18 protein-coding genes are annotated in these 17,601 nt (G+C 63.3%); 8 read left to right on the top strand and 10 right to left on the bottom strand.

Annotation, left to right across the window (positions count from 1 at the left end):
- Positions 1-48: 48 nt before the first annotated feature.
- Positions 49-711 (bottom strand): rRNA pseudouridine synthase, encoded by a 663-nt coding sequence (locus tag XpopCFBP1817_RS13660; RefSeq protein WP_128417542.1) that lies wholly within the window; start codon positions 709-711, stop codon positions 49-51.
- Positions 712-957: 246 nt separating this feature from the next.
- On the opposite strand from XpopCFBP1817_RS13660, the gene XpopCFBP1817_RS13655 reads away from it, so the two are divergent.
- Together XpopCFBP1817_RS13655 and XpopCFBP1817_RS13650 are read left to right on the top strand one after the other, a co-directional pair.
- Positions 958-1,164: a hypothetical protein gene (locus XpopCFBP1817_RS13655; protein WP_128417541.1), complete on the top strand. Its 207-nt coding sequence runs from the start codon at positions 958-960 to the stop codon at positions 1,162-1,164.
- A 120-nt stretch (positions 1,165-1,284) separates the two neighbouring features.
- Positions 1,285-1,569: a hypothetical protein gene (locus tag XpopCFBP1817_RS13650; protein ID WP_128417540.1), complete on the top strand. Its 285-nt coding sequence runs from the start codon at positions 1,285-1,287 to the stop codon at positions 1,567-1,569.
- A gap of 296 nt (positions 1,570-1,865) precedes the next feature.
- Here XpopCFBP1817_RS13650 and XpopCFBP1817_RS13640 read toward each other — a convergent pair whose 3' ends face one another.
- The 9 genes from XpopCFBP1817_RS13640 to XpopCFBP1817_RS13600 form a co-directional block, all read right to left on the bottom strand.
- Positions 1,866-2,552: a DUF3011 domain-containing protein gene (locus XpopCFBP1817_RS13640; protein WP_128417539.1), complete on the bottom strand. Its 687-nt coding sequence runs from the start codon at positions 2,550-2,552 to the stop codon at positions 1,866-1,868.
- A 170-nt stretch (positions 2,553-2,722) separates the two neighbouring features.
- Complete coding sequence (gene epmA, locus XpopCFBP1817_RS13635; RefSeq protein ID WP_128417538.1) at positions 2,723-3,685, bottom strand: EF-P lysine aminoacylase EpmA; 963 nt, start codon at positions 3,683-3,685, stop codon at positions 2,723-2,725.
- Entirely contained in the window at positions 3,682-6,183 is a 2,502-nt protein-coding gene (ligA, locus tag XpopCFBP1817_RS13630; RefSeq protein ID WP_128417537.1) for an NAD-dependent DNA ligase LigA, read from the bottom strand. Before ligA ends, epmA begins: the two co-directional genes overlap by 4 nt.
- Before the next feature lie 334 nt (positions 6,184-6,517).
- The gene (zipA, locus tag XpopCFBP1817_RS13625) at positions 6,518-7,249 is read right to left on the bottom strand and encodes a cell division protein ZipA (RefSeq protein ID WP_128417536.1); all 732 of its coding nucleotides are present in this window, start codon (positions 7,247-7,249) and stop codon (positions 6,518-6,520) included.
- Between the two features lie 56 nt (positions 7,250-7,305).
- Positions 7,306-10,809 (bottom strand): chromosome segregation protein SMC, encoded by a 3,504-nt coding sequence (gene smc, locus XpopCFBP1817_RS13620; protein ID WP_128417535.1) that lies wholly within the window; start codon positions 10,807-10,809, stop codon positions 7,306-7,308.
- A 212-nt stretch (positions 10,810-11,021) separates the two neighbouring features.
- On the bottom strand, positions 11,022-11,471 hold the full coding sequence (gene rplI, locus XpopCFBP1817_RS13615) for a 50S ribosomal protein L9 (RefSeq protein WP_128417534.1): 450 nt from the start codon (positions 11,469-11,471) through the stop codon (positions 11,022-11,024).
- A 257-nt stretch (positions 11,472-11,728) separates the two neighbouring features.
- Positions 11,729-11,959: a 30S ribosomal protein S18 gene (gene rpsR / locus XpopCFBP1817_RS13610; RefSeq protein ID WP_005991243.1), complete on the bottom strand. Its 231-nt coding sequence runs from the start codon at positions 11,957-11,959 to the stop codon at positions 11,729-11,731.
- A gap of 11 nt (positions 11,960-11,970) precedes the next feature.
- Positions 11,971-12,405: a 30S ribosomal protein S6 gene (gene rpsF, locus XpopCFBP1817_RS13605; protein WP_128417533.1), complete on the bottom strand. Its 435-nt coding sequence runs from the start codon at positions 12,403-12,405 to the stop codon at positions 11,971-11,973.
- Between the two features lie 303 nt (positions 12,406-12,708).
- Positions 12,709-13,047 carry a HesB/IscA family protein gene (locus XpopCFBP1817_RS13600; RefSeq protein WP_128417532.1) on the bottom strand — a complete coding sequence of 113 codons (339 nt, stop codon included), beginning with the start codon at positions 13,045-13,047 and terminating at the stop codon, positions 12,709-12,711.
- Positions 13,048-13,255: 208 nt separating this feature from the next.
- Between XpopCFBP1817_RS13600 and asnS the strand changes: the two genes are divergently transcribed.
- The 6 genes from asnS to XpopCFBP1817_RS13565 all read left to right on the top strand — a co-directional run bounded on the left by asnS (position 13,256) and on the right by XpopCFBP1817_RS13565 (position 17,397).
- The gene (gene asnS, locus XpopCFBP1817_RS13590) at positions 13,256-14,650 is read left to right on the top strand and encodes an asparagine--tRNA ligase (protein WP_128417530.1); all 1,395 of its coding nucleotides are present in this window, start codon (positions 13,256-13,258) and stop codon (positions 14,648-14,650) included.
- Positions 14,651-14,761: 111 nt separating this feature from the next.
- Complete coding sequence (locus tag XpopCFBP1817_RS13585) at positions 14,762-15,064, top strand: hypothetical protein (protein WP_128417529.1); 303 nt, start codon at positions 14,762-14,764, stop codon at positions 15,062-15,064.
- Positions 15,064-15,390, top strand: coding sequence for a hypothetical protein (locus XpopCFBP1817_RS13580; RefSeq protein ID WP_128417528.1), 327 nt, complete (start codon positions 15,064-15,066; stop codon positions 15,388-15,390). The genes XpopCFBP1817_RS13585 and XpopCFBP1817_RS13580 overlap by 1 nt, the downstream gene beginning before the upstream one ends.
- 1 nt (position 15,391) lies before the next feature.
- On the top strand, positions 15,392-16,030 hold the full coding sequence (locus XpopCFBP1817_RS13575; protein ID WP_128417527.1) for an FMN-binding negative transcriptional regulator: 639 nt from the start codon (positions 15,392-15,394) through the stop codon (positions 16,028-16,030).
- An 88-nt stretch (positions 16,031-16,118) separates the two neighbouring features.
- Positions 16,119-16,781 (top strand): carbonate dehydratase, encoded by a 663-nt coding sequence (gene can / locus XpopCFBP1817_RS13570; RefSeq protein WP_128417526.1) that lies wholly within the window; start codon positions 16,119-16,121, stop codon positions 16,779-16,781.
- Positions 16,782-16,866: 85 nt separating this feature from the next.
- Positions 16,867-17,397 carry a 3-hydroxyanthranilate 3,4-dioxygenase gene (locus XpopCFBP1817_RS13565; protein WP_128417525.1) on the top strand — a complete coding sequence of 177 codons (531 nt, stop codon included), beginning with the start codon at positions 16,867-16,869 and terminating at the stop codon, positions 17,395-17,397.
- Positions 17,398-17,601: the final 204 nt, after the last annotated feature.

Below are 17,601 nucleotides of genomic sequence, written 5' to 3'. Positions count from 1 at the left end.
CGCCATGCGCGCACTTGTTTCTACACGATCCGGGTGCAACCAGCTGATCTATCTCGGGAAAACGTGGGGAAACCTCAGGCGCCGGATGCTCATTACCTCCAGCCCGACCTCGCTGCACATAAAGCGTAGTTGTCCTGGCTGTACGTGCTTGATCGCAAAGCGCAACCGCTCCTCGCTCTGCCAACTCACCTTGCACAGCGACAGACTGCGCTGCTGATAGACCAGCCCATGCGCGAGCCGCGCCATGCCGTAGGGGCGCAGCTCGCCGCTGACTTCCACCAGGAATTCCTGCTCGATGGAGCACGCATCGGCGCTGAGCCTGCGCAGCACGCGGCCGTCCTGGCTCAGCACCAGCAAGCCGCTGGCGTCGTCTTCCAGCGGCAACGGCGCGGTCAGGCGTAGGAAATGCCGTGTCAGCACGCGCGTATTGGACGAGTCCAGACTGCTACGCGCGTCCGGCACAGCCAATCCCAGCGCGGCCTCGGCCGTCATTCCGGCAGGCTTGTGCAGCAGCAGGGTGGCCGGCTCGGCAGGCTCAAGCACTGCATCGGCTGCCAACGTCACCTGTGCCGCGGTGGCCAATGCCTGCGGCTTTTCGACCGCCACACCATCCACACTGACCCAGCCGCCTTCGATGTACTGCTGGGCCTCGCCACGCGAGCAGCCGAACAGCGCGGCAACGCATTTGTCGAGACGGATCGGTTCGGACATCGGGCGAGCTCAGCATCAGGGGACGGCAGTGTACGTGCTGGGTCCGTGGGTACGCGAGGTTGGCCCCACTGGCGCGGCGCTAAGGCTTTGCCAACGCTTGGCGGTGTATTGGCATCCATGAGAACGCCCACGAGTCAGCGCCGTCGTTCGAGTCCCTATGCAGGCTTCGCCCGGCACTTTGCTGCCGGCGCGCTTCTGCGGCACACGACAAAGTGGGAAACTGGGCGCTCACACAGGAGATTGCAGATGTTCATCAAATTCGGCACAACCCGGATCCGCCTTGCCCATATCTGCGTCATCAACGACCCGTTCAACGCTGGCGAGAGCTTCGGTTCGTATTGCCACTCGGTGCGGGTCGGCCTGATCTCCGGCGACGAAGTCTTCGCACGTTTCAACAGCGAGACCGATGCCGAACAGCTCTACGCCGAAGTTATCACCGCCTTAGAAAAGTGAGCGCAGGACCCGCCATCGCAACACACGTGGTTGAGGTCGACGGCTTGAAACAGCTCGTCTAACCGCACACCGCTGGCCTGCAATGCACAGGGCCGAATCGTCGCCCTGTGCATGCGCTGCATGCGCATCGAACGCGCTGCAAGCGCGGCGTTTACATCGCACAGTTTCTCCAAGCTCAATGCTGCGTGTCTTACGGCGAACGCGACTATTCGCAAGCGCCTGATCATGAATATTGCCGGCTCCAATTGCGTGGCGATACGTCATCCACCTGTTGATACGCTGAAAATACAGTTAAACGTTCTTACCCTGATACTGGGTGGTCTCAAGATTCACGTGCAACACCTCGCTAAATCGAATGCTTGTTGCATCGCTTTGGGAGGTTCAGACTTGCAGGTCATTGATTAAATTTAGGTTGCGCGTTTAGAGTGAGTTGACAGAAACGCGGGTTTGCAGTGGATCAGTGTTGCACTTGGAACTTGAGTCAGCCCCAATCTCAAGCACCCATCGGCTCGAAGGTTCCGGCACGTCCCAAAGCCAAACGCAAAGCTGCAGCGACCGAGCATATGCAAAAGATCGAACGTTCACCCGAACGTGTCAGAAGTGACTTCCAGAATCCACGGGCAACCTATGCTGCGTGACATAGTTAACACGTCTCTTGGCCGGATCAATAGTGGTGGGCGCAGCCGTTTTGTGAGCTGCTCTTAGTCGACGATGAACTCGGCACGGCAGCCATCGTTCACCCACACACCGTCGCGGCTCCAGCCCCAGGTCTGGCCCTCCACGCATTGTTTTTTGGAGATCTGCCGGCCCACACGCACCTGGCGCTCCACCGACACACCGCAGGTGCGCCGGGAACTCTTCTTCGATTCGCAGGTGACCATGCGCGGCACCGCCACAAATCCGGAACCATCTTCGGCACCAACTTCGAACTCGCCATCGCAACCGCGCGAGACCCAGATTTCGTTACGGCGGGTGCCCCACGTGCGGCCTTCCTTGCACGGCCACATCGAACGCTGACGCAACAAACGCACTGGTGCGCCGCGCAGGATCACCGGGCATGCCACTTTGCCGCCATTGGAATCGCAGCGCACCACGCGGCGCATCTGCGGGGAGGCTGACACGCGCGCAGAGGCGAACTCCGCACTACAGCCCTGCTCGACCCACACGCCATCGCGTTCGATATCCCAATCGCTGCCGCGGATACAGCTGGTCTCGGACAGCTGGCGCACCAGTTGCACGCCGTGTTCGGTGTCCATCGCACAGTGCGTGCGCGTCATGTCCTTGGACTCGCAACGCACCACGCCGGAGGCTCGATCCGAAGCACACGCATCGGCGGGCATCAGCAGCGGCAAGCACCACAAACAGCATAAGCTGACCAGCCACTTCATGCCGCCACTCCTCACCCAAACACACTCTGCGCCGCGCCCCCGTGGACGTGAGGATGAGAGCATCATCGATGTGAAGAAAGCAATACGGTGCCGATGACAGCGGGGATGGCAGCTGAAGCGTGCGATGCGCAATGGAGTCAGTGGGCCAAGCCCGATCAGCTGCGCCGGCACTAGGCGCGGGCGAACGCGAACGCGAACACATCCGCAATCTGCGCGGTGCCACGCAAGGCCATCAATAAGCGGTCCACACCCACCGCCACACCCGCGCAATCGGGTAGCTGCGACAACACCGTGAGCAGGCGTTCGTCCAGCGGCAGCTGCTGCAACCCGCGCGCGACGCGAACCACGTTGTCGCGCATGAAACGCGCACGCTGTTCCTGCGCATCGTTGAGTTCGTGATAACCGTTGGCCAACTCGTAGGCGCCCAGATACAGCTCGAAGCGCTCGGCCACCGGCGGGGTGTCGTGGCGGATGCGCGCCAGTGCGCATTGGCTGGCCGGCCAGTCGTGCACCACGGTCAAGGTATCGCTGGCGAAGTCGGGCTGGATGCGATGGGTCATCAGCAGATCCAGCCAATCGTCGCGGGTCAGACCGTGCGGATCGATGGCGATGTCATGCAGCGGCGCGCGTAGCGTTTCGATGGGATCGAGCAACGGATCGATGCCCAGCGTCTGCACGAACAGGTCTCGATACGTCAGCACCTGCACTCTCGCCTCGCGCTCGACCAACGCAAGCGCGCGGCGCACCAATGCGACGGTTTCCTGCGCCAAGGTGCGATCGTCCCAGCCCACCCGGTACCACTCGAGCATGCTGAACTCTGGATTGTGGCGGCCGCCGGCTTCGCCGTTACGGAACACCCGCCCAAGCTCGTAGCAATCGCCCACGCCAGCGGCGAGCAGACGCTTGAGAGGATATTCCGGCGAGGTGCGCAACCAACGTACCGGTGCGCCGGCATCTACATGGCCGGTGAAGCGCGTGCTGAAACTCTCGATATTCGGCTCGGTGTTGCCGGCCTCCGACAGCACCGGCGTTTCCACTTCCAGCACGCCGCGCTCGGCGAAGAACGCGCGGATCATGGCATTGAGCCGCGCGCGCACCTGCAACGCGGCCAGATCGATCTGCGCCGCACTCATGGGTGTTGGCCGTGCTCGCCGAGGAAGGCCAGCAAGCGCGCTTCGTCCCAGATGTCCACGCCCAGCGATTGCGCCTTGTCGAGCTTGGAACCGGCTTCTTCGCCGGCGACCAGAAACGCGGTCTTTTTGGAGAAGCTGCCGGCGACTTTCGCGCCCAACGCTTCCAGGCGCTGCTTGGCGACATCGCGCGTCAGCGCGGCCAAGGTGCCGGTGATGACCACGCTCTGGCCTTCGAGCGGGCCGGTCTGCAGCGCATCGGCTTCGGGCAGGCGCGACAGCACCGTTTCCATCGCCTGTTGCGCCGCGCTTGCCAACGCCGCATTTTCTGGCCGATCCAGCCATTGCTGCAACGAGGCGACAACCGCCGCCGGGACGCCGGCCTGCAGCAAGGCATCGGCGCCCGCGCTGCGCAGTGCGTCGAACGAGGCCACTGCGGCAGCCAACTGCTGCGCACGCACCGGCGTCACCTTGGGGATGTCCATGTCTTCCAGCACGCTGGCAAAGCTCAAGGCCTCGCGCAGTTTGGGCGAAGGCGGATGCGTATCGCCGATGCGCACGCCACGCTGCAACAAGTCGTCGATGGCCTGCTGATTGCCGGACTGATCGAGAAAATGCCCTAGCGAGCGCGCCACCTCGCCGCCGATATCCGGCACGCGCTTGAACAGCGGCCACGGCAGATGGCGGATCAACTCCAGATCGCCGAACCAGGCCGAGAGCGCCTTGGCCGTGCTCTCGCCCACATGATCGATGCCCAGCGCAAACAGGAAACGCTCCAGCGTGGTATCGCGCGATGTCTCGATCGCCTCGATCAGGTTTTCGGCCCACTTGGTGGCGATCTTCTTGCGGTTCCAGTCGAAGGCCGGCAGACCGGCACGCAACAGATCGGCCTGCCAGCTTGGCGGCACCTCGCGCTCGCCGGCCAGATCCACACCGATGCTCGCCAAAGTGTGTTCCAACTGTGTATAAGCACCGGTGGCAAGGTGCTCGCGCGCCTCGCGCAGGAAGGCATGCGGACTCTCGGCGGTGCTGATCAAACGCAACTGCAGCAGTTGATCCACGTTGAACAGATACAGATCGGCCACGCCCTGCGCCATGCCGCTGTCGACCAGGACCTCGATGAACTTTTCGCCCAGGCCATCGACATCCATCGCACGGCGCGAGACGAAATGCCGGAATGCTTCCTTGCGCTGCGCCGGGCAGGTCAGCTCGCCGGAGCAGCGCCACACCGCCTGCCCTTCTTCGCGCACGATCTCTGAGCCGCACACCGGGCATTGCGTGGGCATCTGCCATGGCTGCGTGGCTTGCGGCCGCTGATCGGCGACCACGCCGGCCACTTCCGGGATCACATCGCCGGCACGCCGCACGATCACCGTATCGCCCACGCGCACATCCAGCCGCGCGATCTGGTCGGCGTTATGCAGCGTGGCGTTGGTGACGACCACCCCGGCCACGTGCACCAGCTTCAATCGCGCCACCGGCGTGGCCGCACCGGTACGCCCGATCTGGATCTCGATCGCCTCCACCGTGGTGGACTGCTCCTGCGCCGGGAATTTGTGCGCAATCGCCCAGCGCGGTGCGCGCGAGACAAAGCCCATCTCGCGCTGCCCGGCCAGATCGTCGAGCTTGTAGACCACACCATCGATATCGAATGGCAGCCCGTCGCGCGCCGCATCAATGCGTTGGTAGTAAGCCAACAAGCCGTCGCTGCCCTGCACCACCTCGACCAGGGAGCTGACCGGGAAACCCCATTCGCGCAACTGCGCCAGGATGGCCGAATGCGTCTGCGGCAGTGCGCCTTCGCTCACTTCACCCACGCCGTAAGCGAAAAAACTCAGCGGACGCTGCGCACTGATGCGCGCATCCAGCTGACGCAGAGAACCGGCCGCGCCATTGCGTGGGTTGGCCAGCACCTTGCCGCCCTGCAGCCGCATGTGCGCGTTGTAGGTCTCGAATGCGGCGCGCGGCATATATACCTCGCCACGCACTTCCAAAACGTGTGGCCAGCCTTCGCCACGCAGACGCAGCGGAATCGCCTTGACGGTGCGCAGATTGGCGCTGACGTCCTCGCCGGTGGCGCCGTCGCCCCGCGTGGCACCTTGCACGAACTTGCCGTTTTCGTAGCGCAAGCTGATTGCCAGTCCATCGAGCTTGGGCTCGGCCGAAAACAGCGGTTGCTTCAGCTCTAGCCGCTCGCTGATACGCCGCACGAATTCGGATACTTCTTCATCGCTGAAGGCATTGCCCAGCGACAACATCGGCAAGGCATGCCGCACTTCGGCAAAGCGCGAGGCAGCCAGATGGCCGACGCGCTGGGTTGGCGAATCGACGCTGGCCAGCTGCGGATGCGCCGTTTCCAACGCTTCCAGTTCGCGCATCAGGCGGTCGTAGTCGGCGTCGGCCAGCTGCGGCTCGTCTAGCACGTGATAGCGGTAGTTGGCGTCCTCAAGACGATGACGCAGTGTGTCGATACGCTGAGCGGGATCCGGGCTGACAGTCATACGATCGCTGTGCTGGCTTTAAAGGCCGCCCATTCTAACGGGCCGTGCCGATGCGCAAGTGCTGGGGCGGTCATTGCCGCGAGCACGCACGCGCCCTCGATCTCCCACCGGGAGAAGGTGCCCCGCAGGGGCGGATGAGGGTGCGCGCGACGCCTAGTGCGGTCCAATCGCACGTGAGGTTCGCCCGTACCCTCACCCCGCTCCGCACTCCGCGCTCCGCAGCGAGGGTGCCGCATTTACCGGCAGAGCGCGCCCAACGACAGAGCGGCTTCCAGCGCCAATCCAGAGCTGTCAGTCACCACCTCGATAATGCGCAGCCACCAGCAATGCGAAATCACCAACGCGGCGACTTGGTCAGCGGTGGTGCCTGATGCTGGCGATCGTAGGCGCGCAGTTCGTCGCGGATATGCGCAACGCGTTGACGGCCGAGCGCATTGCGGCTGTCGTCCAGCACTACGCCATCAAGCAGTTCGGCGATGCGCTGCACGGTCGGCAGCATCTTTTCCCAGGCATCCAATGCGGTCATCGGCGCCGGCAAGGTGAGGAAAAACGCAATCGCCGGGGTCTGCATGTCGCGGATGTTGGCCATGTCGAAACTGCCCGGCTTGAGGATGCTGGCCATGCTGAAGATCGGCCCGCGCTCTGGATGCCCTTCCACCGGGCGGTGAAACACATTCATGTGACCGAAGACGAGTCCGGTCTTCTCGGCCGCAACAACCACATCTTCGCCGCGCAACACTTGCCCGGCCTTGGCCGCCACGAACAGCGACACGATCTTGTCGAAATCCTGATTCGGGCGCTTGCCGACATCGTTACCGCCGGCCGCATCGGGATCGTCCGGGTTGAGTTCGCTCTGCTCGGCATTTGCATTGCGCTCGAACGGGTCGCCCTCCACACCGGGCTCGCCGGAAATCACCGGCTCGCGGCGCTCGCGCGGCTGCCCGTCGTCCTTGTCGACCCGGCGCCCCTGCGGCGATTTTTTCGGGCGACCAAACAGGAAGATGGCCGCGACCAGCAGCAGTCCAGCGATCAGGATCCCGATCCGGATCATGGCCATGTCGGACATTCAGCGTGCCTCCGCATAAGAGTGACAGGTGTCGATATCCCGACAAGCATGGCACGTCATGCCGCACCCGCCAAACGCGCGGCTTCTTCCAGGTCCACGCTGACCAGACGGCTGACGCCCGGTTCGCGCATGGTCACGCCGGAGAGCTGACGCGCGGCCTCCATCGTCGCCTTGTTGTGGCTGACGAACAGAAACTGCACCTTCTCGCTCATTTCACGAACCATGTTGGCCAGGCGGCCGACGTTGGCCTCGTCCAGCGGCGCGTCCACCTCGTCAAGCAGACAGAATGGCGCGGGATTGAGCTGGAAGATCGCAAACACCAGCGCCACTGCAGTCATCGCCTTCTCGCCGCCAGACAGCAGCGAAATGCTGGACACGCGCTTGCCAGGCGGGCGCGCCATGATGGTCACGCCGGTGTCGAGCAGATCTTCGCCGGTAAGTTCCAGATACGCGTGGCCACCGCCGAACAGGCGCGGATACAAGGCCTGTACGCCGGCATTGACCCGGTCGAAGGTGTCCTTGAAGCGGCCGCGGGTTTCGCGGTCGATCTTGCGGATCGCCTCTTCCAGGGTTTCCAACGCAGTGTTGAGATCGAGATCCTGCGCTTGGAGATATTCCGAACGTTGTGCGGCTTCGCCGTATTCCTGGATGGCGGCCAGATTGACCGGTTCCAGCCGACGCATGCGCCCGTCGATCTGACCGACCGCCGCTTCCCACTCGGCAAGATTGGCCGATTCGGGCAAGCCTTTGACCACGTCTTCTAGCACGAAGCCGGCTTTCACCACTGCAGCAGCCAACTGCTCTGCGCTCAGCATCAGGGCTTGCTGATCGAGCTTGCGCTGCGAGATACGCTCGCGCTGCCCCAGCGCCTGTTCGTCGCGTTGCTGACGGGTCTGCTCGTAGCTGCGCAATTGGCCATCGACGCTGTCGAGCATGGTGCGCGCCTCACCCAGTACCCGCTCGGTACGTACGCGCTCGCTCAAGGCGGCCTGGTGTTCGTGTTCGAGCGTTTCCACCGGGCAATCGCCTTCGCTGAGCTGGGCGACCAGATCTTCCAGGCGCGTGTCGAGCTGGCCGCGCTGGCTGTCCATGCGCTCCAGCGTCTGGCTGAGCGAGGTGATCTGGGTGCGCTGCGATTCCAGCGTGAGCGCCAGTACATGCATCGCATCGCGCACGCCACGCGCGGCATCGCGCGCCTGGTCGCGCGCATCGGTGAGCTGACGGCGTTCGTTTTCCAGGGCCTGACGCGTGCCTTGCAAATCGCCCATCAGGGTGACCGCATCTTCGAGTTTGGCGCGCGCTTGGCGTGCCTGCTCGCGGCTGGTGTCCAGCGTTTGCAGCAGCTGCGACAACTCGGTTTCGATGCGCTCGCTGCGCGTACGCGCAGCGTCGACCTTGCCTTGCTGGCTCTGCAACTGGCCAGCCAGTTCGGAGACGCTGCGGTGCGCCATGTACAACTGACGCTGCGCATCTTCGCGCTGCTGTTCGGCGGCAAGCAATTGTTCGCGGAAGCTGCCGAGGCGCTGCTCGAGTTCGGCTTCGCGCTCCTGCAAGGTGTCGATCTGCGCGCGCAGCTCCTGAATCTCGCGCTCGCGCAACAGCGCGCCCTGCTTGGCTGCGCCGGAGCGCGACACGCGTACCCAGCCCTCGCCCAGCCGCTCGCCAGTGCGGGTGATGACCGAATCGCCCTCGGGCAGGCTGCGTTGCAGCGTGCGCGCAGCATCCAGATCCTCAGCCGCGTGCAAGCGTGCGAGCAGACGACGGATCGCGATCGGCCCCTGCACCTTGGCCGCCAGCGAGGTCGGCGCGAAGGTCGCGTTGTCGCTGGCACTGGATACCAGCGCGATGCGGCCGTCGCCCAATTCGCCCAGCGCGTCGACCAGTTGCTCCGGCGCATCCACCAGCACGCCCTCGATCAACTGCCCCAAGGCACCTTCGACCGCGTTTTCCCAGCCGCTTTCGACCGTGATGCGCTCGCCGACGCGCGCCGCCGAATCCAGTCCGCGCGCCTTCAGCCACGCCACCGCCGCGCCCTGTTCCTGACCGAGCGCGGCCTGCTGCAAGGTTTCCAGCGACGACAGCCGACCCCGCGCAGCCTGCGCCTGCTTGCGTACCTCGGCCAGTTCGCCCTGGCTGCCCCGCTGTTGTTCCTGCAGGCCACCGAGCGCGTGCTTGCTCGCTTCGACCTGCTCGGTCAGCCCGTCCAGCGAGGTCTTTTGGGTTTCATGCCGCAGCTCGATTTGCTCGAAGGCCTCGGCCAGCGCGTCCAGATCCAGCCCGGCGCGCTCGTTGACCAAGGCTTCGCGGCGGCGGTCGGCCTCCAGCGATTGGCGGTCAAGATAATCGACACGCGTGCGCTCTACTTCGCCGGCACGCGAGGCTTCGCCGGCATCGCGGTTATGGGTCTCCCAGCGCTGTTGCCAGTCGGCCAGCCGCGCTTCGGCCTCGCGCAGTGATTCCTGGCGGAATTCGTGGTCTTCGCGCAGTTGTTCCAGTTGCGGTTCGGCCGCATCCACCGCCTCGCGCAGCACCGCCAGTTTGGCCGAATCGCCGCTGATGTGCTGGGTCAGTTCCTGCAGCTGGCTTTGCGCTTCATCGCGTGCCTTGTGCAGGCGATGCGCGAGTTCGCGTTGATGCTGGATCTGCTGCTCGATGCGCGCCAGCGCGCCGCCGACCTGATACACATCGGCCTGCGCCTTGGCCACCGCTTCGGCGGCTTCCTCGCGGCGCACGCGGCCGGTTTCGATCCGCGCTTCGGCTTCGCGCTGTTCGGCGATCAGCTGCTGCAGCCGGGTCTGTTCCTGATTCAACTTTTCGTGCAGGCCCTGCAACCGGCCATCCAGGCCGCGGTATTCCAGCGCCTTCCACTCGGCGTCCTTGATCCGGCGCTCTTCCTGCAAGGCTTGATATTGCTCGGCCTGGCGCGCCTGGCGCTGCAGATGCGCCAGTTGCTTGGTGATCTCTTCGCGCAGATCGCCCAGGCGATCCAGATTTTCGCGGGTGTGGCGGATGCGCGTTTCAGTTTCCTTGCGGCGTTCCTTGTACTTGGAAATGCCGGCGGCCTCTTCCAGATACACGCGCAGGTCTTCCGGGCGCGCCTCAATGATCTGGCTGATCATGCCCTGCTCGATGATCGAGTAGCTGCGCGGACCCAAACCCGTGCCCAGGAACAAATCGGTGATGTCACGGCGCCGGCATTTGGTGCCGTTGAGGTAGTAGGCGCTGGTGCCGTCGCGGCTGACCAGGCGCTTGACCGAGATCTCGTTGAACGAGGCAAACTCACCGGTGATGGTGTGATCGGAGTTGTCGAAGATCAGTTCCACCGTCGCCTGCGACACCGGCTTGCGCGCCGAGGAGCCGGCGAAGATCACGTCGGTCAGCGAGTCGCCGCGCAGGCGGCTGGCCGAGCTTTCGCCCATCACCCAGCGCACAGCATCGATGATGTTGGACTTGCCGCAACCATTGGGACCGACAATGCCTGTCATATTGGTGGGCAGGTGCAACGTGGTCGGGTCGACGAACGACTTGAAACCGGACAGTTTGATCGTGGACAGGCGCATGGGACTGGAGATTCCGGGCACCGCACGGACGAAGCCGACAGGCGCTTTTTTCCTGTGAAGCCGGCGCCTAAACCCTTGATCCATAAGATCTGCAGGCCGTGGAACCAACAATGGAGCACGAGTATAACGGGCCGGCCATCGCTGGCGGCGCCGCGATAAAGACAAAAGGCGCCTAACCAGGCGCCCTTCGGGGGTACAGCGTGCGGCCTGGATCAGGCGTCGGATTCGACGACGACCTTGACCGAGGTTTCAACATCGGCGTGCAGGTGCAGCACAACGTCGTACTCGCCGACATTGCGGAATGCGCCTTCGCCCAGGATCACTTCGCTCTTTTCCAGCGGCAGGCCAGCGGCGGTGAACGCCTCGGCGATGTCGCGCGGGCCGACCGAGCCGTACAGCTTGCCTTCGGTGGACGCATGCGCACCGATGGTGACGCTGGCGCCTTCGAACTTGCCGGCGCGGGTCTGTGCATCGGCCAGGATGGTGTTGGCCTTGGCTTCGTAATCGGCACGTTTGGTTTCAAACGCTTCGACGTTGGCAGCGGTGGCCGGAACCGCCTTGCCCTGCGGCACGAGGAAATTGCGGCCGTAACCCGGCTTGACGCTGACCTTGTCGCCCAGGTTGCCCAGGTTGGTCACTTTTTGCAGAAGAATCAGATCCATGGTGGTGCTCCGTTATTCGTTAGCGTCGGCACTTGGGCCTGCGCAACGGGTGCTGTCCGAATAGGAGAAGCCGGGAATCGGGATTGGCGAATCGGGAATCTTAAGAGCCCCGACCGACACCGCACACTCGAACCACCAGCCTCTATCAATTTAATAACCGGCACATGGATGTGCGGGCTTTTGTTAGGAACTCACATACAACCGTGCGGGTCTTGCGGAAGGAGCCGCACAACCGGCGGGCTCCTACGCGCAATTGCTTAGACGTCGTGATTGTCCGTATACGGGATCAGCGCCAGGAAACGCGAGCGCTTGACGGCCGTTGCCAGCTGACGCTGGTACTTGGACTTAGTACCGGTCACACGGCTCGGCACGATCTTGCCGTTCTCGGTGAGGTACTGACGCAGGGTGTTGAGATCCTTGTAATCGATCTCTTTGACGCCTTCGGCGGTGAACTTGCAGAACTTGCGGCGACGGAAGAACTTGGACATGACAACGCTCCTTAAGCGGCTTCGGCGTTGTCGCCGTCGGTATCGGTGGCGGCAGGTGCAGCATCGCCCTCATCGTCATCACGACGACGACGCTCGCTACGCTCGGGCTTGTCGCCCTTCTCGTCCTTGCTCTTCATGATCAGCGACTGCTCGGTGTCTGGGCCATCACGCTTGACGACCAGGTGACGCAGCACCGCATCGTTGAAGCGGAAGCTTTCCACCAGCTCGCTCAGCACGGCCTGGTCGACTTCGATATTGAGCAGCACGTAGTGCGCCTTCACCAGGTTCTGGATCGGGTAGGCCAGCTGACGACGGCCCCAGTCTTCCAGGCGGTGGATGGTGCCTTTACCGCCCTCGATCAGCGACTTGTAGCGCTCGATCATGGCCGGAACCTGCTCGCTCTGATCCGGGTGGACCAGGAACACGACTTCGTAATGACGACTCATGTTGTATTACCTTTCGGATGTGGCCACGTGGGCCGGACAGCTCCCCGGTGAGCCGCGCAACGCGGCCGGTGGAACAAGGATTCCCGCACGGAACCGGACAGGAAGCAGGAAAGTATGGCAGTTCAAGCGTTTAGCAGCAACCGACTGGGCTAGCTGCCTAACTATAAAAGCCCCTCTCCCGTCGGGAGAGGGGTTAGGGTACGGGGGCGAAGCCACCCGTGCACTCAAACTCCACCAAGCTTCGCCCGTACCCTCAGCTGCCCCTGCGGGGCACCTTCTCCCGATGGGAGTGAGGAATCAAGCTCAGCGATGCTCTGCCTCGGTGGTGAAACTCTCCCCGCACCCGCACTCGGCAGTCGCATTGGGATTGCTGAAGGTGAAGGTCTCGCTGAGGCCGTGCTTGCCGAAGTCGATGCAGGTGCCATCGACCAATGGCAGGCTGGTCGGGTCGACGAAAATGCGCACACCCTCCTGCTCGAACACCGCATCTTCGGCGCGCTGGTCGCGCGCCAGGTCGGTGATGTGCCCCCAGCCCGAACAACCGGTCTTGGTCACGCCGAAGCGCAAACCCAGCGTCCCCGGGGTTTGCTGCACGAAACGCTGCACCCGCTCCAGCGCGGCGGGGGTGAGGCTGATAGCCATGGGGATGCTCCGAAAAAACAATGGTGGCAAGTATAGCGAGGCGGCAACAACCGCGGCTGCACCCTGTGATACGTCGTCTTCTTCAGATGGGGGCATGCCAAGCCTTCGACAAGCACATCGACCCGCAACCCGTTCACACGCTCGCGCCAGCGCGCCCGCAGCCAGTAAACTCGCAGACCATTCAAAGTCGCTACGGCGAGGACAAGTCATGACGGTGGTCAGCGTTGAACATGCGCTTGCGGGAAAACTCCCGGAAGGCGGCGAAGTCACGGTACGGGGGTGGGTGCGCACGCTGCGCGGATCTGCCGGACTGGCCTTCATCAACGTGACCGATGGCTCGTGCTTCGCTCCGATCCAGGTGGTGGCGAACGAGGCGCTGCCCAATTTCGACGAGATCAAGCGTCTGACCAGCGGTTGCTCGCTGATCGCCAAGGGTGTGCTTGTGAAATCGCAGGGCAAGGGCCAGTCGTTCGAGATCCAGGCCAGCGATGTGGAAATTGTCGGCTGGGTCGAAGACCCGCTGACCTACCCGATCCAGCCCAAGCCGATGTCGCCGGAATTCCTGCGCGAAGTGGCGCATCTGCGCCCACGCACCAATCTGTTCGGTGCGGTCACCCGGATCCGCAATTGTCTGGCGCAGGCGGTGCACCGCTTCTTCCACCAGAACGGCTTCAACTGGATCAGCACCCCGATCGTGACCACCTCCGACGCCGAAGGTGCCGGGCAGATGTTCCGCGTCTCCACGCTGGACATGGCCAACCTGCCGCGCAACGACAAGGGCGAGGTCGATTTCAGCCGCGATTTCTTCGGCAAGGAAACCTTTCTGACCGTGTCCGGCCAGCTCAACGTGGAGGCGTACTGCCTGGCGCTGAGCAAGGTCTACACCTTCGGCCCGACCTTCCGCGCCGAGAACAGCCACACCACGCGCCATCTGGCCGAGTTCTGGATGATCGAGCCAGAAATCGCCTTCGCCGACTTGGCTGAAGACGCGCGCCTGGCCGAGCAGTTCCTCAAGTATCTGTTCCGCGCCGTGCTGGATGAACGTGGCGATGATCTGGCGTTTCTGGCCGAGCGCGTGGACAAGAACGCGATCGCCAAACTCGAGGCCTTCATCAATGCGCCGTTCGAGCAGATCGAGTACACAGTGGCAGTGAAGCTGCTGCAGAACTCCGGCAAAAAGTTCGATTTCCCGGTCGAATGGGGCCTGGACCTGCAGACCGAACACGAGCGCTGGCTGACCGAAGAACACATCGGCCGCCCGGTGGTGGTGACCAACTACCCTGAGCACATCAAGGCGTTCTACATGCGCCTGAACGACGACGGCAAGACCGTTGCGGCGATGGACGTGCTGGCGCCGGTTATCGGCGAGATCATCGGCGGCAGCCAGCGCGAAGAGCGCCTGGACGTGCTGGATGCACGCATGGCGCAGTTCGGCCTGGATAAGGAGCACTACAGCTGGTACCGCGATTTCCGTCGCTACGGGTCGGTGCCGCATGCCGGCTTCGGATTGGGGTTCGAGCGGTTGGTGGTCTACGTGTGCGGGCTGAGTAATATCCGCGATGCCATCCCCTACCCGCGCGCGCCGGGCAGCGCCGAGTTCTGATGTGACAACGGGAGCGGCCACCGTGACCATATGCCGTCCACTGGGGCCTGAGGAATACACATTGGTGCATGACTTCGGCCGCTTCGATGCCCCGCTCCAGGAGCACTGCGCATGACGCTGTTCTTCGCATTGTGTTTTGTCGGTGTCGCTGTCGCAGGGCTCACCGCATTGCTGATTTTCTGGCCGCTGACTCTGGTGCACATGCGCGATCGCTATCCCGACGCGTTGGCCAGATTCGGCGACCCGGCCTTCATCAGCCCCACGGCATTGCGCTGGTTGCTGACGCGGCGCTACCGCAGCCACCGCGACAGCGCACTGTCCGGTCTGGCCACACCCGCCTGGCTGTCGCTGCTCACCATCTTTTTCGGCCTGGGCATGGCGGCCCTGCTCGGCCTGCTTTCCAAGGTAATGTAATGAATACGCATGAAGACCCTGCGCAGGGCGAACAGGATTCCTGGTGGCTGGCCACGATTGGCCGCACGCTGATCTGGGCACGCCTGCGCGTCAATGACGCTGGCACCGCCGAGGTGCTGGATAGCGACGGCAAGACGCTGCCCTACGACAGCGAAGACAGTGCCCGCGCGGCCTTGTTCGATGCCGAATTCGTCGCGCTCGACGGGCTGGACGAAGAAGACGCGTTGATGCGCGGTTTCTCGCTCAACGAAGTGTCGCCGCCGCGTGGCGACGACGATGCAGACCTGCGCGAACGCATGGTCGTGACCCTGGGTGGCCGCGCCTGACATGCACGCCCCACGCGCGTTTGTGCAGACCGATCTGGTCTTGCTGGATTGGCTGATTGCGCGCGACCCGTTTGTCACCCTGATCAGCAAGGACGAGGATGGACAACCAGCGATCACGCATCTGCCGGTGCTGTACCGACGCGATGCGCAGGCAGTGACGATCGAAGGCCACTGGGCGCGCCCCAATCCGCAGGCACGCCAGCCCGGCGATGCGGTGATCGTGGTGCAGGGACCGCACGCCTACGTGTCGCCCAGCTGGTATCTGGACAAAGATCCTGCCGCGCGCGCGCCGACCTGGAATTACGCGGTGGCGCATCTGCATGGCCGTTGCAGCCTGATCACCGATGAGCTGGAAGTCGGCGATCTGATCGGCCGCACCAGCGCGCATTTCGAACAGCGTGTGGGCAGCGATTGGTTGTTCGAGATGGAGCGCGACAGTCACCGCCGGCAACTGCGCGGCCTGGTCGGCTTTCGCTTCGTACCCAGCCGTATCGAACTCACCTTCAAGCTCAGCCAGAACCATCCGGCCGGCAATGTCGCCGCGGTCAGCGATGCGCTGGAACAACAAGCCTCCAGCGAGTCACGCGAGCTGGCCACGCTGATGCGCGATGCCTTGCGCGCACGCGATGGCGCCGCCTGATCGCTGCAGACATTCGATTTCTGCACCACCGCTTTATGGCTCATCTCTCCAACACACCCTGCCCTCTTTCCTCTGGAATACTGCGCGCATGAACGAGCTCAACCATTTACTTAAAAACAACCATGCCTGGTCCGAGCGCATCCGTCGCGAAGACCCGGAATTCTTTTCCAAGCTGTGCACCCAGCAGACGCCTGAGTATTTGTGGATCGGCTGTTCGGATTCGCGCGTGCCGGCCAATCAGATCATCGACATGGCGCCGGGCGAAGTGTTCGTGCACCGCAATATCGCTAACGTGGTGGTGCATACCGATCTGAATTGCCTGTCGGTGATCCAGTTCGCGGTGGACGTGCTCAAGGTCAAGCACGTGCTGGTGGTGGGCCATTACGGCTGCGGCGGCGTGTTTGCCAGCCTCACCCAGAAGCGTATGGGTCTGGTGGACAACTGGATCCGCCACGTCACCGATGTGGCCGACAAGCACGACGTCTGTCTGCACGATGCCGGCGACGTGTCGGCGCAGCACGCGCGGCTGTGCGAGCTCAATGTGCTGGAACAGGTGGTCAATGTCTGCCGCACCACCATCGTGCGCGATGCGTGGGAACGCGGCCAGGAGCTGTGCGTGCATGGCTGGGTCTACAGCCTGCGCGATGGCCGCGTGCACGATCTTGGCATGTCGATCGACCGCTCCGAGCTGCTGCAGGAGCGGTACGACGCGGCGCTGGCGCAGATCCAGGCCGATCACACCGAACGCTGAGCCGCACCCGCACACCGTCTCACCGCCGCGCCCATCGGCGCCGTCGGTTGGCTATGCTGGAGGTCTTCTTTGCCGAGGAACGCCCATGCTGGTCCCGCCGATCAACCTGCATGCCTGGATCGAACAACACCGCCCTCTGCTCAAACCGCCGGTGGGCAACAAATGCATCCAGCACGACGGCTTCATCATCATGATCGTCGGTGGGCCGAATGCGCGCACCGACTATCACTACGATGAAGGCCCGGAGTGGTTCTTCCAGCTCGAAGGCGAGATGGTGCTGAAGGTGCAGGAAGAAGGCGTGGCGCGCGACATTCCGATGCGCGCCGGCGAGATCTTTCTGCTGCCGCCGAAGGTGCCGCATTCGCCGCAACGCGCAGCCGGCTCGATCGGCCTGGTCATCGAGCGCGAGCGCTTGCCCAATGAGCAGGACGGGCTGCAATGGTATTGCCCGCAGTGCAATCACAAATTGTACGAGGCGATGTTTCCGCTGGAGAACATCGAAACCGATTTTCCGCCGGTGTTCGATCATTTCTACCGCTCGCTTGCGCTGCGCACCTGCACGCAGTGCGGGCACCTGCATCCCGCGCCGGAGCGTTATGCCGCCCTTGAAGGCTGATTGGGCGCTGGCATGCAGCCGCAGCAACGAGCGTAGCGCGATGCGTTTGAGTTCCTGTGCACAATCATCGACGGCAGAGGCTTGCAGCTACCGCTCGTATCTAGGTCATGTTAACATTAATGGACTGAGCGAGTAAACTATCGGGTATGGAGATCACACCAGAGCAATTTTCCCTAATCGAGCACTGCCTGCCGACGCAGCGCG

The organism is Xanthomonas populi (genome assembly GCF_002940065.1).
Taxonomy (GTDB): Bacteria; Pseudomonadota; Gammaproteobacteria; order Xanthomonadales; family Xanthomonadaceae; genus Xanthomonas; species Xanthomonas populi.
Note: the sequence above shows the minus strand (reverse complement) of the source record. Positions and strands in the feature narration are given on the sequence as shown.

Coding starts and splice junctions, on each gene's coding strand:
- XpopCFBP1817_RS13660 (WP_128417542.1), bottom strand. CDS start 711: ATGTCCGAACCGATCCGTCTCGACAAATGCGTTGCCGCGCTGTTCGGC.
- XpopCFBP1817_RS13655 (WP_128417541.1), top strand. CDS start 958: ATGTTCATCAAATTCGGCACAACCCGGATCCGCCTTGCCCATATCTGC.
- XpopCFBP1817_RS13650 (WP_128417540.1), top strand. CDS start 1,285: ATGCGCATCGAACGCGCTGCAAGCGCGGCGTTTACATCGCACAGTTTC.
- XpopCFBP1817_RS13640 (WP_128417539.1), bottom strand. CDS start 2,552: ATGAAGTGGCTGGTCAGCTTATGCTGTTTGTGGTGCTTGCCGCTGCTG.
- epmA (WP_128417538.1), bottom strand. CDS start 3,685: ATGAGTGCGGCGCAGATCGATCTGGCCGCGTTGCAGGTGCGCGCGCGG.
- ligA (WP_128417537.1), bottom strand. CDS start 6,183: ATGACTGTCAGCCCGGATCCCGCTCAGCGTATCGACACACTGCGTCAT.
- zipA (WP_128417536.1), bottom strand. CDS start 7,249: ATGTCCGACATGGCCATGATCCGGATCGGGATCCTGATCGCTGGACTG.
- smc (WP_128417535.1), bottom strand. CDS start 10,809: ATGCGCCTGTCCACGATCAAACTGTCCGGTTTCAAGTCGTTCGTCGAC.
- rplI (WP_128417534.1), bottom strand. CDS start 11,471: ATGGATCTGATTCTTCTGCAAAAAGTGACCAACCTGGGCAACCTGGGC.
- rpsR (WP_005991243.1), bottom strand. CDS start 11,959: ATGTCCAAGTTCTTCCGTCGCCGCAAGTTCTGCAAGTTCACCGCCGAA.
- rpsF (WP_128417533.1), bottom strand. CDS start 12,405: ATGAGTCGTCATTACGAAGTCGTGTTCCTGGTCCACCCGGATCAGAGC.
- XpopCFBP1817_RS13600 (WP_128417532.1), bottom strand. CDS start 13,047: ATGGCTATCAGCCTCACCCCCGCCGCGCTGGAGCGGGTGCAGCGTTTC.
- asnS (WP_128417530.1), top strand. CDS start 13,256: ATGACGGTGGTCAGCGTTGAACATGCGCTTGCGGGAAAACTCCCGGAA.
- XpopCFBP1817_RS13585 (WP_128417529.1), top strand. CDS start 14,762: ATGACGCTGTTCTTCGCATTGTGTTTTGTCGGTGTCGCTGTCGCAGGG.
- XpopCFBP1817_RS13580 (WP_128417528.1), top strand. CDS start 15,064: ATGAATACGCATGAAGACCCTGCGCAGGGCGAACAGGATTCCTGGTGG.
- XpopCFBP1817_RS13575 (WP_128417527.1), top strand. CDS start 15,392: ATGCACGCCCCACGCGCGTTTGTGCAGACCGATCTGGTCTTGCTGGAT.
- can (WP_128417526.1), top strand. CDS start 16,119: ATGAACGAGCTCAACCATTTACTTAAAAACAACCATGCCTGGTCCGAG.
- XpopCFBP1817_RS13565 (WP_128417525.1), top strand. CDS start 16,867: ATGCTGGTCCCGCCGATCAACCTGCATGCCTGGATCGAACAACACCGC.